The organism is Bradyrhizobium sp. STM 3561 (assembly GCF_045571455.1).
GTDB lineage: Bacteria > Pseudomonadota > Alphaproteobacteria > Rhizobiales > Xanthobacteraceae > Bradyrhizobium > Bradyrhizobium vignae.
In genome coordinates this window covers 8,261,036-8,276,308 of record NZ_CP120695.1, presented here as the reverse complement: position 1 = coordinate 8,276,308, position 15,273 = coordinate 8,261,036, and the positions used below count along the sequence as shown (strand labels likewise).

Sequence of the window (15,273 nt, the reverse complement as noted above, 5' to 3'; positions counted from 1 at the left end):
CATGCCCTATAACAATGCTGCCGAGCGTGAGCTACGGGCGGCCGACGTGTGGCCGCCATCTACAGCCTTATCGCCACCGCCAAGCTCAATGATATCGACCCGCAGGCTTGGCTTGCCGACGTGCTGGCGCGCCTAACGGATCACCCTGCCAAGCGCATCAACGAACTGCTGCCTTGGAATTGGCAGCCTCAAAGCGTCCCCACGCCGCTTAAGCACCATCAGCCTTCCGCCCAAGAACGACCCTAGCCAGGGCCTTAGCTGGATGCGTACGATTCGCACGAAGCATAAGCGTCTGAAACAAGACTATAACAACCACATGCCCTTTGCTCGAGGCACTTGCGTTCATCAATCTCTAAGAGACCGCGCCTCTTGCGAATCAACCTCTGTTCTTGGAATTGGCTTAGAGTCTCAGTAACCCCGGCCCGGCGCAATCCCAGGACAGACGAAAGATACTCATGAGTAACTGGAAGCACACGAGCGTCCGCGGCGTCGCTAGCCAGACAGAGCCAAGTCGCGAGCCGTCTTTCGAGGCCGTGCCGAACCCCGCACAATCCTGTCTGAGCGCAATGCACGGCGAGTGCTTGATCGTACCTGGAAAGATGTTTCCGGATTTCAGGACGATCGTTCATCACGCGGCGCAAATCCTCCAAACGAATCCTGTGCGCACTTCCCGGAAAGAGCACAACAGCTTGATGCGTCGAGATTTGTCTGCCCATTAAATGCGAAGCACCAATCGCGCCACGATACCCTATTACCGCCACCTCCAGGAGGCTACCTGTCGCGACAATCCTGAGAGAGACGAGCCCCGACTCGACAAAATAGACATGATCAAGGGGCCTTTTCGGCTCCTGTAGCACCGCCCGTTCTTTCAGCACAATCGGCTCAAGGAACGATCCTAGGGCCGCTAGGTCTTCAGGAGAACATTTCGCTAGAATTGCGTTTCTGACAAAGGACCGAGCGCCACAACATGCCTTTCCAGGCCCGCGAAGCATTTGCTGTGTATGGGACGCCTGTTTCAGGACGGCATCCCCGGGGCGGTCGAGCCCTTCCAAGACATCGGGCACGCAGTCGCTCATAGTGTGGTCTGTCTCTTGGCAATTGATCTAGCCGAGCAGCTGAATCTAGCGATTCTGCTAACTTGTTTTGCGCAATGAGCGTCCTGACCACGCCAAAATCCCGCATCAAATCGTCCTTTTCGGCGGATTCATCGCGTCGAACGTGGGCGGCGGCCTTGAGGCGACGCGCGGAGGAGCGCCTCTATGGATACGGATCGGTCCGATTAGCGATAGAAGCCGGCCGATGTCGACCTCGTTGAGAACGGGAGCTCAGGAGCATCCTGGACGCCGTGCCAGATTATTGCGCGACGATCGGGGCTTCCACCTTCCACCACCGCCTCCACTTCGACAACGAGGGTCGCCGCCACCTGCGCGGAAGGATGCCACCTGGCGACGAATGGGTCTCCTACCAGAGAGAGTGGCGAGCGCTCGCCGCGTCTCAGTGCTCCGACAGCCCACAGCAAGGCGACGAAATTGACTATTCAGGCGAGGCTTGATGCGGATCCCCAGCGATGTAGACGCCGCACCACTAAGGCTGCAGTCGCGACATTAGCAAGCCCGGAGCGATACTCCCGATGCGGTCCCGCCGATGGATCGCGACCCGCCACACCGCCTGATTGCGTGAAGATCTGAGCAACCGTCGAGCTTCATGCATCCGAAGTTGTTCCCGTCCAAGCTACTGGATTGATCAACCGATAAGGGCCGACACGGCGTTTGCGCATCCCCAAGAGAGACTAAATCCGGACCCACCGTGTCCGTAATTATGGACTACGCATGTACCCGTCTCTAACATCTCTCGTTCAAGCCTGATGCCAGACGGCCTTACTGGCCGTACCCCGACGACGAGTTGCCGAGGCCGTTCGCTTGCACTATGCCGAACCCAAGGAACGTAACGGCCGGCCCGGGCTACCACGTCCGACCACTTGATGGTTTCGACGAGGTCATTCAGGCCAGCCTCCGCACTACCGCCAATCATGACCTCTCCCCCCCTGGGTATCACGTAGGCCATGCCGTCTGGATGGTCGTCGTCTCCAATATATTCGATGGGCGATCCGTCATTGGATGCGACCACAAAGTATTGCCCTTTGTAAGGTTCAAAAGCTTCGTCGTTGACGAGGGTTGCGGCTCCCAATCCGGTGCAATTTACGACAATCTCGTGTTGACAGCTGAGATCAGCCAAGCGCTCGACGTGCTGTCGCCTGAACTGCACGTTCCTCTTCTCGGCCTGCTCGACCAGCCAGTTCAGATAAGAGGACATTTTCGCCGCCGGCGCCTTCAATCGGTAGCCCCACTTCACAGGGGCATTCGAAAGTGAGCTAATGGAGCCATGGAGCGCCCGTTCGGGCTCGTTAAATCTCCGCAGCTCGTCATCTGTTAAAAACGCGAACTCGGGTGGAATATGCGACCAAGCGGGCACATGCCTCCGCTGGGATCTAAAGAGCTCAACGCCACGAATGATTTCGACGCCGGATTCCGGATAAAGACGGGATATGTCAAGCAATCGTTGCAGCGTCACCGAAGACCACTCAAGTACTTCCGCGGTTTCAGGGACGAGATACACGTGCCACACAGCTGTGGCTTTGACCGAATCAGTATCGGCTCCGAACTTGTCAGCGATGATTTGCACTTCATACCGGCTGGCTAGTACGATTGCAGTGGTAAGACCTACGACACCAGCTCCCACGACGCAGATCGACTTTGTCATCGGGAAGCCCTCGTATTTAAGAGCACACGCTGAAACGCCTTGAACAATTTTTCTGCGGCCGCGGCACGATCTTTGCGCAACTCCGTTGCTGTCTGCGTCACAACATGATCCGGCGGCGTCAATGGAGATCCTCCCAGCGAGAGAGCCAGAATCTGCACTCTACATGCAACTTCCATATAATGCTGCAAATAGACCGCTTCCTCGATGTTTGGGGCCACGACGAGGAGCCCATGGTTGCGCAGCAGGCTAACTCCTCCTGTCTCAAACAGTCGCATGAGGGCAGGGTCAATCTCTGCCTCACGGAACAGTCCCTGATACTCGACACAAATCGTTTCAGGAATGAGTTCGATGGCTGTCTGCGAGACTGGAAGAAGCCCTGCGGAGGTTGTGCCGACAGCCAACGCATTTTCGGAATGCGTGTGCAACGCGCTACCTGGTCGCGCCCGTACCTTATGGATCAGCCGATGAAGCTTGTATCCGTCGGCATTCACACCCAGCTTTTCTGGATTCAGCTTGTCAATTTCATCGAGAGGAACCGTGATCCAGTCCGATGGCGTCATTTCAACGGCAAGAACACCATCGGGATTCATGGAAACAAAGATGCGTCCTCGACCGTCGACCCATGCGGTTGAAATGTGATTAAATATTGCGTCGACGTAATTCAGCTGTCCAAGTATTCGCCATGCATCTGTCATCTTGGCGTTGACAAGGTGCATATCACTTCCCTCGCTCAGCGACGCAAAGCCTTATTCCAAGATCTTCATATGCATTGTATGGAGGATCAAAGCTTCTGAACGTTATTTCGGCCGCTTCGATCTCGGACGATAGCCACGAGGACCCGCGCGCAACCCGATCATCCAGGCCACAGACGTCTGCTTCTTGCCGGAACGCCTCTTCAGAGTATGGCTTTGCTTTTGAAAGCGTCCATTCCCAGACATTGCCGACGATATCATGAAGACCATTCGAATTGAACGGAAAGAGCCCTACAGCGCAGGGCCGAAGGGCTCTCGCCTCCTCGCTACTTTCTGCCGCCCGCAAATGAGCGTTCTCGTAAGGAGCCCCCTCGCTCCAGGGATAGGGATTGTCTCCACTCAGTTCCCGGGCCACGCTCTCCCACTCGGCTTCTGTCGGCAGACGTACCTGTTGACCTTTGTCCAGTTTTCCTTCCTTGCAAAGCCGGGCGTCGATCCAGCTCGCATACGCCAGCGCCTCCCACCAATTCACCCCGACAACCGGTTGATTGGGCCTGTTGTGTGAAGGGGCGGACCAGTACATTGGGGAAGATCGCTTTATCATTCGCTCGCATTGATCGGGGAAGTCTTCAGCAATCAGGCGCTGCCCAAGCACTTCACTCGTGAGGTGCGTCGGTGCGACGTCCCGAGCACGGTTCAGGACGGCATTGCGGAAGTCATCATCACCGCTTGCCCACGCCCATCCTTCGGCACTCTGCCAGTGCTCCCGCTGCTTGTAGCCTCCATCATCCAGGAACTGCTTGTATTCGGCGTTGCTCACCAAGAACGCCGATAACGCAAAGCGGCTTAGCATTCCCTTGATCGGTGGTGAGGCAGGAACGCTCGAATATTTCGTTATTCTCGTGATATGGTTGGTCGATCGCCCAATCTGCCTGGGTCCGGTCTCTAGCCAGAATAGCCTCGAACTGAACTCGTCCTCGAGCCTCGGGTCGCCTAACGTGCCCAGAAGATCGCCGATCCGCATTCTCTTCGAGAACGGCAGCGAACGCCTGCTCAGCCACTTCAGCAACTCGGATTGGGTCGCCAGGATCCTCTGTTTGAGGTCCCGCATCAAGTTCTGACCATGCGTGACGGATACTACTTCGCTGAGCATTTCCGCTCGGGCCAGAGCAGCTTCGATCGTGCGGCTTCCAGGCCCCCCTCTCAATTCACCAACGAAGGCGTTTATTTCGTTCTTTCCTTCTTCGCTTGCCGCCCGCAGTCCGGCCCAATACCGGATCGGTGGATGCCACTTCTCGAGCAATGCGTAACCGCGTCGCTGAGTGACCGGCCGCTTCGCTAACGCATAACCGGCTAGCACCTCTCGAAACACGTTGTGCGCGAAGTCGTATTCATTTCGCCGCAGCGGCGGCAAGATGCCATGTCCGCGCCGAATATGAGCCGCAATGCTCGTAATGAGGTTCTCTCGGGTCTCGAAGAGCGTCGCTTCCGAGAGCCGGCACGTGTTCTTTGAGACGCGCCGAAGGTCTTCGTCAGTCAGGATCTTTGTCCCGCCCTGCACGAGCCGCTCTTGCGCCGTGAAGGCGGCTTCGGCAAGCGCGTCCAGTATCCAGCTGGCATGATCGGTAACGAGAAGCTTCTGTTCGCCGAACAAGTGCTTCTTGATGAATAGCCGGTCAACAGCTCTGAGGCACAATTGACTCACAGACGACGGGATATCCCGGCTCTCGTCCGAATAGATCGTTTGCAGGATGTTAAGCATCAACGGCGTCAAGCAAACAGCACCGAGCTCGGAGTTCGTCGAAATTGCACTGGCTACATCGAGTTTGCGCTTCTCCAGATCTGCTGTGTCAAGCCCTTCTTCTGCGCGAAGTCCAATCGCAACGTCGTGCCAGCGAACCACTGCTTCCCTTGCCTGTTCTGGCGAGAAATTAGAGATTTCAAACAGGGTCGCTGGCCTTATCTTGGTTCGATCGTCCTCGTGCCAGTCGGCCACGCGGCTGGTCACAATTGTGCTGAGGCCACCTGTCCGGAAGCTTTCGTTGTTTGGGATGTTGACGCTTCGTATCAAAGCGGCAGCCTCAATCCGTGTAGGTATCTGGTCGCCGGTTCCGTGCGTCATTGGAAGCTCGTCCAAGCCGTCGAAGATCAACGTGGCGGTCTTCAGGGATCTTTCCAATTCGAGGAGCGCCGCTTCGTCCAGCTCGAGTTCAACTGCTCGCAGTGCACATTCTACGATCGCCCGCTGATTGGTCCTGTCTTTTAGCTTCAAAGACGCGAGTGGCACGTAGAACGCAAAGCGGTCCAGCTTGCCTGCAAGAAATTCTTGAGCAAATCTGGTGGTCAGGAACCGAGCAAGGGTCGATTTGCCATATCCCGGATGGCCAATCACGACCGCACATTGCTCTGTGGTCGTCCAAAGAGCATTTATATCCCGCTCGACATTTCGTTCATCGGCAGTTCGGAACGTCGGCGGCACCCATAGCTCGCGGAGATTGCTACGCCGGGCAGCAGCTCGACCGGACCGATCGAAGACGAATTCGGCGGGGTCTCCGTACTCCAGGCTATCCAGCTTGGCGATCGCTGCAGCCAAATACTGTGCTTCGCCGTCGGCGAGTGATCTTCGAACGGAAGACGATGATGGTGCTACTCTGATCACTTTCTCTTCAGGAGTTCGCTGCCTTTTCGGGCCATCGCCATCCATCTGTTCCTCGCAATATCCTTTACGAATCTCGCATACGCGGAAATTGGCTCAGCGCCGTCAGAGTCCCGGTCGCGGAGCGTCTCCAATACCCCCCTTCCCGAGACACAAAATACAGGACCGGTTCTGGGATCTGGCTCGGCTCCCGATCGTCCAGCAGCGGCACATTGAATGTGTTCTGGTTGGGCAAAATCGGCCTTTGCGTATCCACCAAGGGCCGGCCCTCAGCTTCGACCCACCAAACATAGATCGGCGCCTTTGTTAGGTTCTGTATTTCGAGATCCCATTGCCGGCCCCTCACCAGATCTGTGACATCCTCTTTCACAAGCTGCGACGTGAGCCAGAGATAGACTGCCGTCTGTTCATCAATCGACTTCTGTTCTTGTTCCTTTCGATTTTTTCCAAACTGCCAGATGAGCGACACCAACGCAGTCATTACGCCAAGAAACGTCGCGCTACCGGATACAACCTGGCCCCATGAGCCGAATTTTTGATAATCAATTGCCCCGAGCCGAATGCCCCAGTAATTGAGCGTAAGGAGCATCAAACAGAAGAAGAGCAGCAGCAGAACAGCTACCCAAAGTAACGCGAACACGATCTGGTCAGTCGTATTGCGCCGCAGTTCAGGGCCGCGCATTTCGGTCACCTGACCCTATAGGGGTCCTTGCCAGACTTGATCATGTTGATGATCGATGAGACCGCCCGATTGGCCATCGCATCCCGCGCATCGCTGGTAAGCGAAGCAATATGACCGGTTATCATCAGTCGCGTCGGTATGAGCAACTTGGCAGCAGCGACGATGTCGGCCTGCTCGTAGAACCCATCGAAGGCTGCATAGCCGAGCTTTCCTGACAAAAGGGCGTCCAACAAAGCTGTTGGGTCTACGACCTCGGCGCGCGCGCTGTTGATCAGAATGAGCCCGGGCCTGAACCTGTCAAACTGTTTTCGCCCGATCAAACCGCGCGTTTCGGTATTGCCTGGTGTCATGACAATCAGGACGTCGACACTCTCCGAAAGCTCGTCAAGCGGTCGGTAAGTCAACCCAAGCCGCGCCTCCTCGGATGGCTTTCGGGTTCTTGAGAAGTAAGAGACGGGACAATTAATGCCCCATCTCAGAATTTCAGCAATACGGGTGCCAATGCCGCCGAGGCCCACGATTCCGACATGCAGATTCGCCAAGTCTCTTTGTTTTTCTTCTTTTCCGGAATTTCCCTCAGAGTACGCCAGCGCGTATTGATGGATGCGGCGGGTCGAGTTCAAAAGCAGGCCAATTGTGAATTCGGCAACGGCATTGCTGAGAGTACCGGGCGTGGTAGTGACTGCGATCCCACACCTATCAGCCGCATCGGCATCGATAAATGATTGATACCCCATTCCAAGAAAGGCGATTATCTTGAGTTTCTTTGCGCCTTGAAGTGCCTTTGCTGTTGCAAACTCGTCTCCGCCCAAGAGGTATCCCGCCTTGTCGGCCAGGGCTGCCGCGAGTTCATCCTCAGATAACAGATTTGTCGGATTCTCGACCACAAATCCCGCTTCAACCAGCGGCTTTAGCAATTCCTTGCGGACGCTGGTGCCAGTTACCAAGATCTTGTCTGACATGGTCACTTCCTTTTTGTTAAACGCCCAGCTGCGCCTCGCGCAGCAGCTCGTCATAGTAGCGCACTCTGGCGCTGACGCCGTGCGACGCGCCGGCCAGATACTGCCCCGCGTCATAACCGAGCTTTTCAAGCGCGGTCGCCGCTTCAGCGATGAGGCGGGTGTGCGCCTCGTCTTCTCCAATGTTCGCGTGAAGGAAGCTCTTGTAGTCTGCTGATGGCAAAGCGGCATCGAAACAAGCCTCCACCGCTCGATATTCGGCGAGAAGCATTTGCTCATTTCCGACACCAAGAGCTCCAAGCGCTCGCATCGGGTCAGCCTCAGTTTGCTGCAAAGCCTCGATGAACGATGCTACCGCTTCGGTTACTTTGACCGGTCGATCTGATAGCCCAATGGACCTGCACAACTTCCAAATGAGCCACGGGTGAGAACGATCTGCAATGCCGCCACGGACTGAGCTGTGCTCGCCATCGACGACCGGCATCAGAAGTGAGCGAACATGAACATTCGCAATCCTGGCAATCACTCGAAGCAGTATCTGCGAAAACGGGTTGGTGACGACAGCCTCCTGGCTCGCCCAAAGCGCTAGAGCATCTGGGTGATTCTTTGCGTACTCGAAAAAGGGATGTACCTCTATTCGAGCGCGCCGCTCAATCGCTTCCGCTTCAGCAATGAATGGGGCAATCGGCCAATGGACAATTGGCTGGAAATATTTGTCCACCGGAAACGCGGTCCTTGGCAAAGCATCGCTATTCATAGCGTCCCTCAGCATTCCGGCCCCCTCCGTGCGAGTTCATAACAGGATCAAAAGTACGTATTCACCGCGATTTCATCGTCTTCCGCAGTACTGCAATCGCTCAAGACCCAGAAGCACGCCCGTCATGATAGGTCGTAAGGTTTGGGCCGCATGGCGCTCTTCATTTAAGATGCATTAACGCAATGGCGAGCGGCTGCGCGTCCTTACAACAAATGCCGCCTGTTCCTCCAATACCGCCTTCCTGGTCCCGGCCTTGCCCATCCCGACGAGCCAAACGGGGAAATGTTCGCAGATGGCTGCTTGCAAGACGTTGCGCAGCTTTGATTTTGGTCACCGGATCGAAGCCCTATTTCCAGTTCGCTGTTCGACTGAGCCTTTTTAATTGGAACAGCGACGAGAAGTTGCGAGACAAACGGCCAAACGGCGCAGGATTTCACCGATTTCTTAGGCCTCTGCGCAGCATCGAGGCCAACACCATCGTCTGGAGAACGTCGCGAGCTCGCGAGACCGCAGTCCGTCGGGGGGTCCATAGGGATATCGAGAGTCGAACTAGCTGCTGATAAGCGGCGGGCAGCGCTGAGACCAGGCTCCAGGGCGACTCCGCCGCGTTCGCCTCGGGCGCTTCTCGAGGGCTAGCGCGTACGAATGGCGGGTGAGACACCTGGTCCAGGTCGGACCAAGGACAAGGTTTCGATCGGGGCTTCTGGCAACAGCCCAGCTTTTCATCGTTCAGTACAATGCTGGAGCCGCCTCATCATCTCCGCTATCTCGATTTTCGCAAGGAATGGGTGCGTAATGGCCCGCCCCAAGAAGGCGCAACGCGAGCATCCGACGCTAAAGATGGAGAAAGTGACATGATAGCCGACTGAAAGACCGGCAGATGACCTGTGCGAGGACGTAAAGACAGGGAATGACCTGCGTTCTCTGCTTATCGATCTTTGAGAACGCATTGATGAATTGCAACAGGATCGCGGACGGCACGCGGGAGCGTCAAGAGATCGATCAGACCACGGGTATCTCAAACGGCCCTGGATCTATGGTGCCGATCCGGGCTGTAGCGAGAAGCCTACGTTCTACCAAACGGCTGGGCAAGGCGGGAGAGGATCATGCTTGGACGAGCATGCTTGGTCTCGGCTCGGGGTAGCAAAGACCGGGGCTTAAAAAGGGGGCACGCGAACCGGGGTGGTGGGGACGACAGCAAAGTGGGCGCGTCTGCACGGTGCCCTAACACCTTCCCTGCCTCTAAATCGAGATACTTGCAGATGCGCAGCGATGTGCGGCTGTGTGGGCCCGCCATCGGCCTGATCTGTCGAGCCTGCGTCGCGGCCCGCCTTACGCGTTGTCGAGGCTGCCTCCTCGCCTCGCCACCGCGTTGCGCGAGTTCCTCAACCGGCACATCCGTGCCAACCGCCATGACCACGTATAAGCCTTCCGAAAACCAGGAGCAGGGTAGTGCTCTAGACTAGGCCCAGGCGGGCCGGCGCAGCGCTCGCTGCCCCTAACGTGCTTTGCGGGGCAACAACCATGAAACATCCACTATGGACCTCGATAGTTTTCGAAGCGCAACCCGCGACATAGTCTCAGTCACGCGCCGATTCAGCCTCATGAGAGAACAGTCAGGTGGAAGAAGCATTCGCAATAGTTACTCTGCTAGCCGTTCGACTTCGCTGAACCTGACGTCCACGTCGAGAGGCCGTTAAGACGCGGCAACGCGACGCAGCGCGGAGATTCGCTTCGCTCTGGGGATGCTGTCGCAGCCAGCATGCTGGCAAGGCGACTGGCCGAGGATCAACAAGTGAGTGTACAACGAGAGTGCTGCCAACAGCCCCTATGCATAGGTTCGCGCCCGTCAGTTCGATCGGCTGGCGTTATCTCGAATTGTCGCCTCGTCTGAGGCTGAGGCTACGCTGCTAGCTACAACAGTCTGAACGTATGGAGAAGTCATGCCGGACATCGTCGTAACGGATGTAATCGCTTCTTCCATGGTACAGGCGATCAAGCGGCGTAATGAGGATTTCGGTGGTGTCATCACCGGCGTCGGCAATAGCCGACCCATTGCTGTGGTATTACAGGATTCCCAGACCAAGCGGCTCTCGGCGGTGCGATAGGACTTTTATCGGCACGACTGCTGTTCTGGACTCGTTCTTTCTGCCAAGGCAATTGCGTGGAAGGGGTTTGGGAAACGCGATATTGAAGACATTTGAAGAAGAGGGCCGACAGCGCGGCTGTCGATCGGCCTTCCTTTACACCGTCAATCTTCCGGACTTCTACACTCGGAACGGATGGAAGGCCTTCGGCCGAACGCCTTGCGACCCGCCCGGAGCATTCCGCGTTTTCATGACCAAGAGCCTGGAAGCGCGCTCATAGCCTGCTTCGGGCCCGAGAACAGATGGATAAACCAGATATTTTGCCCAAAAGAGCGCCCACATCGCAAATTCGGATGGCTATGGTTCGCTGTCGCCACTCACAGCTGCGTGGACTGGCGTAAGAAGAGCGAAAACAGACGGATGGCGTCTCGGGACCGAACTCAAAAAAGAACTGTATGCGTCCGACGAAGCTTTCAATTACCCACAAATTCTGCTCCGACCATGGCGCCCAGCGCGATGTCGGTGAGGCGTGACAGCCCGCGCCACATGACGGTATTACCGGGCGGCGGATCGCTGGCGCGGGCGAGATAACCGCCGAGCCGGGCGATCTTGATCAGATAGTGCGAGAGCGTTTTCTGGCTTCCTTTTGGTTTGTCGTTGACGAGGCGATCGAGCACGCCGATTTCAGTCGCAGTCAACGCGAGGGTTGGCGGCGCGTCTGGGACGGAGCGGTTGAGCATCGTCATCCAGAAGACCCGCCAAGTCAGGATGCAAAACAGCGAGATCAGATTGGTCAGACGCTGGGCGGTCCTGAGCTTCGACTCCTCAGCTTTGCAGCCCGATTTGAGGATCTTGTGGAACACCTCGATCTTCCATCTCAAAGCATACCATTCGAGCTTCTCAATGGCGTCGGCGCGGGAACCAACAGGCAGGTCGGTGATCAGCTTCCAATCGATCTTCTTTCTGTTTTTCGGCGTCCCGCGCTCTTCGGCATGGATCACCGTCAGGGTCAGAGCGGGATAGCGCTTCTGCTTTCCAATCGGCGGCAGGACTCGAATCTTGCGATACCTGATCTCAAGAACGGCCTGGTCGGAATCGCCGTTGCTGTCTCTGACTTCGATGCGATGGAGCCCTTTGACGGCGACCTCGTCCATTTCGTCGGCGATCGTGTGATCCCCGTCTCCAGCTAAGCGGTCGACGCAGGTCCTGATCAGGAAATGAGTTCCGGTCTCCTGCGCTGCGCAGAAAAGCTCGTAGATGTCACTCTCGCGATCACCGATATGGATGCATCGTCCCGGATGATCCAAGAGTTGCGTAGACTGCTTGAGATTTTCCAACCACCGGACGCTTTCCTTTTTCTCGATGGGAATCCGGGTCGGATTGATCTTCTTTTTAAGCGCTGCTGTTCCCTTGAATTTCTTCCGGGTCCAGAACTTGACGGCCGCCAACCCCAGCGGCACACCTTCGATTGTAACCGCGAGGCTCGAATGCATCAGGATGCCGCAAACCGTGTGCGATCTGAGGCGACCCGCCTTATCCCGTCCACTGTTTATGCTCTTCGTGATGCCGATCGCTTCTGACTTCTCGCGTTGATAGCTAAATTCGGTCGTGTCGTGCAGCACAAGAACGAGACCTTCAGTGGCGGCACGATTACGTGTCGATTGGAAATGGCCGGCCAGAATGTCCGCTTCGCTGACCCGGTCATTAGAGAAGAAGCGGTAGGCTGCCTTGGTATTCGCCCAATCCTGGCAGACGAGCGGAATGCTTTGTCCCATGGCGCTTCCAATCTGCGTGAGCAGTTTGCGGAATCTGTCGCCGAGCCGCGCGTCCCTAAACTCGCATCCGCTACTCTCTCGATCAATCCAACATTCATCTTCCAAGGACCGCAAACAGCCTTTTGCCGATCGATCCCTTAATGTCAGCCCCATAGAGCACCCCCTCGCGAATCAGGTGCTCAGCAAGGAATCACAAGTGATTCTTTCGATTCAAGATTTCGCCGATCAGCGGATCAGCCCGAGTCGTCAAAGTTATGGGTAATTGAAAGCCGACGAAGGCCTACTGTCATTCGGCTTGCAATATTGACCCCCTAAGCCGGGGGATCGGCGTCCAAAATTGACCCCCTACAGATTGGTCTGTTGCGCTGCCTGCTTTGGAACGAAGCAGGTGGTCGGGGATGCTGATCGTGGAGACGATTGCGCGGATTCGGCGCGAGCACTTCATCAAGGGCAAGACGATCAAGGAGATCGCCCGTGACCTGAAGGTGTCGCGGAACACGGTCCGGAAGGTGCTTAGGTCGGGAGAGACCTCCTTCGAGTACGAGCGGCAGGTGCAGCCACGACCAAAGCTGGGCCGGTGGGCATCGGAGCTCGATAGGCTGCTGGCGGCGAACGCGGCTAAGTCGGCTCGTGAACAGCTGACGTTGATCCGGATCTTCGAAGAGCTGCGCGGCCGCGGCTATGACGGAGGTTACGATGCGGTGCGGCGTTATGCCAGGCGGTGGAGCAAAGAACGCGGGCAATCGACCGCGGCCGCTTATGTCCCGCTGAGCTTTGCACCCGGCGAAGCCTACCAGTTCGATTGGAGCCACGAGGTCGTCCTGTTGAGCGGCACCACGGTGATGGTGAAGGCCGCCCATGTCCGGCTCTGTCACAGCCGCATGCTGTTCGTGCGAGCCTATCCGCGGGAGACACAGGAGATGGTGTTCGACGCCCACGACAGGGCGTTCGCTCTGTTCAAGGGCACCTGCAGCCGCGGCATCTACGACAACATGAAGACCGCCGTAGAGACGATCTTCGTCGGTAAAGGGCGTCTCTACAATCGCCGCTTCCTGCAGATGTGCAGCCACTATCTGATCGATCCGGTCGCCTGTACGCCAGCGTCGGGCTGGGAGAAGGGGCAGGTCGAGAACCAGGTCGGGCTGGTCCGGGAGCGCTTCTTCACCCCGCGGCTGCGGTTCAAGAACCTCGACGAGTTAAACGCCTGGCTGCTCGACAAATGCATCGCCTACGCCAAGGCGCATCGCCACCCGGAGCTGGTCGATCAGACGATCTGGGAGGTGTTCGAAGCCGAACGTCCCAAACTCGTTCCCTATGCCGGGCGCTTCGACGGCTTCCATGCGGTAACGGCGTCGGTCTCGAAGACCTGCCTGGTGCGCTTCGACAACAACAAGTACTCGGTCGCAGCCAGCGCAGTCGGACGACCGGTCGAGGTTCAAGCCTATGCCGATCGCATCGTGATCCGTCAGGACGGACGCATCGTTGCCGAGCACCCGCGATCCTTTGGCCGCGGCGAGACCGTCTACGACCCCTGGCATTATGTGCCGGTGCTCGCCCGCAAACCCGGCGCCTTGCGCAACGGTGCTCCCTTCAAAGACTGGGTGCTGCCAGCCGCGATTGAGCGGATTCGGCGCAAGCTTGCCAGCACCGACGATGGCGATCGGCAGATGGTCGACATCCTCAACGGCGTGCTGACTGACGGTCTGCCGGCGGTTGAAGCGGCCTGTGCCGAAGCGCTCAGTCACAGCGTCCATTCCGGCGATGTCGTTCTCAATATCCTGGCCCGTCAACGTGAACCCGCTCCACCGGCCAACATCATGACGCCGGCGGCACTGACGCTCCGTCATGCGCCGATCGCCGATTGTGCCCGCTACGACAACCTCCGGAGGACCAACTGATGGAACGAACCCAAATCTTCGACCTCATGGGCGAACTTAAGCTCTACGGCATGAAGGCTGCCTTCGACGAGATCATGGCAACTGCCGTCAAGCGCCAGCACGAGCCTCAACGCATTGTCGGCGATCTGCTCAACGCCGAGATCAACGAGAAGCAAGCCAGGTCGATCAAATACCAGCTCACCATTGCCAAGCTGCCGCTCGCCAAAGACATCGCCGACTTCCAGTTCGACGGAACGCCGATCAACCAGACGCTCGTCAATGATCTTGCCGGCGGCGGCTTCATCGCCCAACAACGCAACCTCGTGCTGGTTGGCGGCACCGGCACAGGCAAGACCCACCTGGCCATTGCCATCGCCCGAAGCTGCATCCGATCCGGGGCTCGCGGTCGCTTCTTCAATGTAGTCGACCTCGTCAATCGCCTCGAGACCGAGACCCGCAACGGACGGCAAGGACGGCTCGCCGAGCATCTGACCCGGATGGACTTCATCGTGTTAGATGAACTCGGCTATTTGCCCTTCGCCCAGTCTGGTGGTCAGCTTCTCTTCCACCTCGTCAGCCGGCTCTATGAGCGCGCCTCTGTCATCGTGACCACCAATCTAGCCTTTGGCGAATGGCCGAGCGTGTTCGGCGACGCCAAGATGACCACCGCGCTGCTCGACCGGTTGACCCATCACTGCGACATTGTCGAGACCGGAAACGATAGCTGGCGGTTCAAGAGCCGAGACGACGATCACGCCACCCGCGCTCGTCTCGCCTCCGCTATCCCGGCCAGCTCCGACGAGACGAGCGCTACCGCCAAACCCCGCCGCCCGAAGGGGTCAAAATTGGACGCCGATGAGGGGTCAAATTTGCAAGCCGATTGACAGGCCTACGCCGCATGCAGGCGTGAAATCGGATCAAACCGAACAGGAAATGCACTTCCAAAGCTACGACCGCGACCTACTGAGCAGGGTCGTCACTACGCCGTACTCTCACCGGAACGCATCCCAGCGTGGCACCGGGAAATC

12 protein-coding genes and 1 pseudogene are annotated in these 15,273 nt (G+C 57.3%); 5 read left to right on the top strand and 8 right to left on the bottom strand.

Features of this window, described 5'->3' with window-relative positions; all coding sequences use genetic code 11:
• Positions 1–36 precede the first annotated feature (36 nt).
• Positions 37–246 (top strand): annotated as a pseudogene (locus P6U28_RS39010) (transposase domain-containing protein); the annotation flags it as partial.
• 8 nt (positions 247–254) lie between these two features.
• Here the strand turns inward: P6U28_RS39010 and P6U28_RS39005 are convergent.
• The 7 genes from P6U28_RS39005 to P6U28_RS38975 form a co-directional block, all read right to left on the bottom strand.
• Entirely contained in the window at positions 255–629 is a 375-nt protein-coding gene (locus P6U28_RS39005) for a Crp/Fnr family transcriptional regulator (RefSeq protein WP_407123168.1), read from the bottom strand.
• 1,114 nt (positions 630–1,743) lie between these two features.
• Positions 1,744–2,760, bottom strand: a complete 1,017-nt coding sequence (locus tag P6U28_RS39000) for an FAD-dependent oxidoreductase (RefSeq protein ID WP_407121191.1) — start codon at positions 2,758–2,760, stop codon at positions 1,744–1,746.
• Positions 2,757–3,476 carry a class II aldolase/adducin family protein gene (locus P6U28_RS38995; protein WP_407121189.1) on the bottom strand — a complete coding sequence of 240 codons (720 nt, stop codon included), beginning with the start codon at positions 3,474–3,476 and terminating at the stop codon, positions 2,757–2,759. Before P6U28_RS38995 ends, P6U28_RS39000 begins: the two co-directional genes overlap by 4 nt.
• Position 3,477: 1 nt before the next feature.
• Positions 3,478–6,156, bottom strand: coding sequence for an SUMF1/EgtB/PvdO family nonheme iron enzyme (locus P6U28_RS38990; protein ID WP_407121187.1), 2,679 nt, complete (start codon positions 6,154–6,156; stop codon positions 3,478–3,480).
• 19 nt (positions 6,157–6,175) lie between these two features.
• Entirely contained in the window at positions 6,176–6,790 is a 615-nt protein-coding gene (locus tag P6U28_RS38985; RefSeq protein ID WP_407121185.1) for a hypothetical protein, read from the bottom strand.
• A 5-nt stretch (positions 6,791–6,795) separates the two neighbouring features.
• Positions 6,796–7,752 (bottom strand): 2-hydroxyacid dehydrogenase, encoded by a 957-nt coding sequence (locus P6U28_RS38980; RefSeq protein WP_407121183.1) that lies wholly within the window; start codon positions 7,750–7,752, stop codon positions 6,796–6,798.
• Positions 7,753–7,768: 16 nt separating this feature from the next.
• Positions 7,769–8,506: an iron-containing redox enzyme family protein gene (locus P6U28_RS38975; protein WP_407121181.1), complete on the bottom strand. Its 738-nt coding sequence runs from the start codon at positions 8,504–8,506 to the stop codon at positions 7,769–7,771.
• A gap of 1,943 nt (positions 8,507–10,449) precedes the next feature.
• Here P6U28_RS38975 and P6U28_RS38970 point away from each other — a divergent pair.
• Together P6U28_RS38970 and P6U28_RS38965 are read left to right on the top strand one after the other, a co-directional pair.
• A complete protein-coding gene (locus P6U28_RS38970) occupies positions 10,450–10,614 on the top strand; it encodes a hypothetical protein (protein WP_407123212.1) in 165 nt (54 codons plus the stop codon).
• Positions 10,562–10,873: a GNAT family N-acetyltransferase gene (locus tag P6U28_RS38965; RefSeq protein ID WP_407123167.1), complete on the top strand. Its 312-nt coding sequence runs from the start codon at positions 10,562–10,564 to the stop codon at positions 10,871–10,873. Before P6U28_RS38970 ends, P6U28_RS38965 begins: the two co-directional genes overlap by 53 nt.
• Before the next feature lie 193 nt (positions 10,874–11,066).
• Here the strand turns inward: P6U28_RS38965 and P6U28_RS38960 are convergent, their stop codons facing one another.
• Entirely contained in the window at positions 11,067–12,521 is a 1,455-nt protein-coding gene (locus tag P6U28_RS38960) for an IS4 family transposase (protein WP_407121179.1), read from the bottom strand.
• A gap of 245 nt (positions 12,522–12,766) precedes the next feature.
• Here P6U28_RS38960 and istA point away from each other — a divergent pair, with 245 nt between their 5' ends.
• On the top strand, positions 12,767–14,266 hold the full coding sequence (gene istA, locus P6U28_RS38955; protein ID WP_407121177.1) for an IS21 family transposase: 1,500 nt from the start codon (positions 12,767–12,769) through the stop codon (positions 14,264–14,266).
• Positions 14,266–15,129 carry an IS21-like element helper ATPase IstB gene (gene istB, locus P6U28_RS38950; RefSeq protein WP_407121175.1) on the top strand — a complete coding sequence of 288 codons (864 nt, stop codon included), beginning with the start codon at positions 14,266–14,268 and terminating at the stop codon, positions 15,127–15,129. The genes istA and istB overlap by 1 nt, the downstream gene beginning before the upstream one ends.
• The last annotated feature ends 144 nt before the right edge of the window (positions 15,130–15,273 follow it).

Coding starts and splice junctions, on each gene's coding strand:
- P6U28_RS39005 (WP_407123168.1), bottom strand. CDS start 629: ATGAACGATCGTCCTGAAATCCGGAAACATCTTTCCAGGTACGATCAA.
- P6U28_RS39000 (WP_407121191.1), bottom strand. CDS start 2,760: ATGACAAAGTCGATCTGCGTCGTGGGAGCTGGTGTCGTAGGTCTTACC.
- P6U28_RS38995 (WP_407121189.1), bottom strand. CDS start 3,476: ATGCACCTTGTCAACGCCAAGATGACAGATGCATGGCGAATACTTGGA.
- P6U28_RS38990 (WP_407121187.1), bottom strand. CDS start 6,156: ATGGATGGCGATGGCCCGAAAAGGCAGCGAACTCCTGAAGAGAAAGTG.
- P6U28_RS38985 (WP_407121185.1), bottom strand. CDS start 6,790: ATGCGCGGCCCTGAACTGCGGCGCAATACGACTGACCAGATCGTGTTC.
- P6U28_RS38980 (WP_407121183.1), bottom strand. CDS start 7,752: ATGTCAGACAAGATCTTGGTAACTGGCACCAGCGTCCGCAAGGAATTG.
- P6U28_RS38975 (WP_407121181.1), bottom strand. CDS start 8,506: ATGAATAGCGATGCTTTGCCAAGGACCGCGTTTCCGGTGGACAAATAT.
- P6U28_RS38970 (WP_407123212.1), top strand. CDS start 10,450: ATGCCGGACATCGTCGTAACGGATGTAATCGCTTCTTCCATGGTACAG.
- P6U28_RS38960 (WP_407121179.1), bottom strand. CDS start 12,521: ATGGGGCTGACATTAAGGGATCGATCGGCAAAAGGCTGTTTGCGGTCC.
- istA (WP_407121177.1), top strand. CDS start 12,767: ATGCTGATCGTGGAGACGATTGCGCGGATTCGGCGCGAGCACTTCATC.
- istB (WP_407121175.1), top strand. CDS start 14,266: ATGGAACGAACCCAAATCTTCGACCTCATGGGCGAACTTAAGCTCTAC.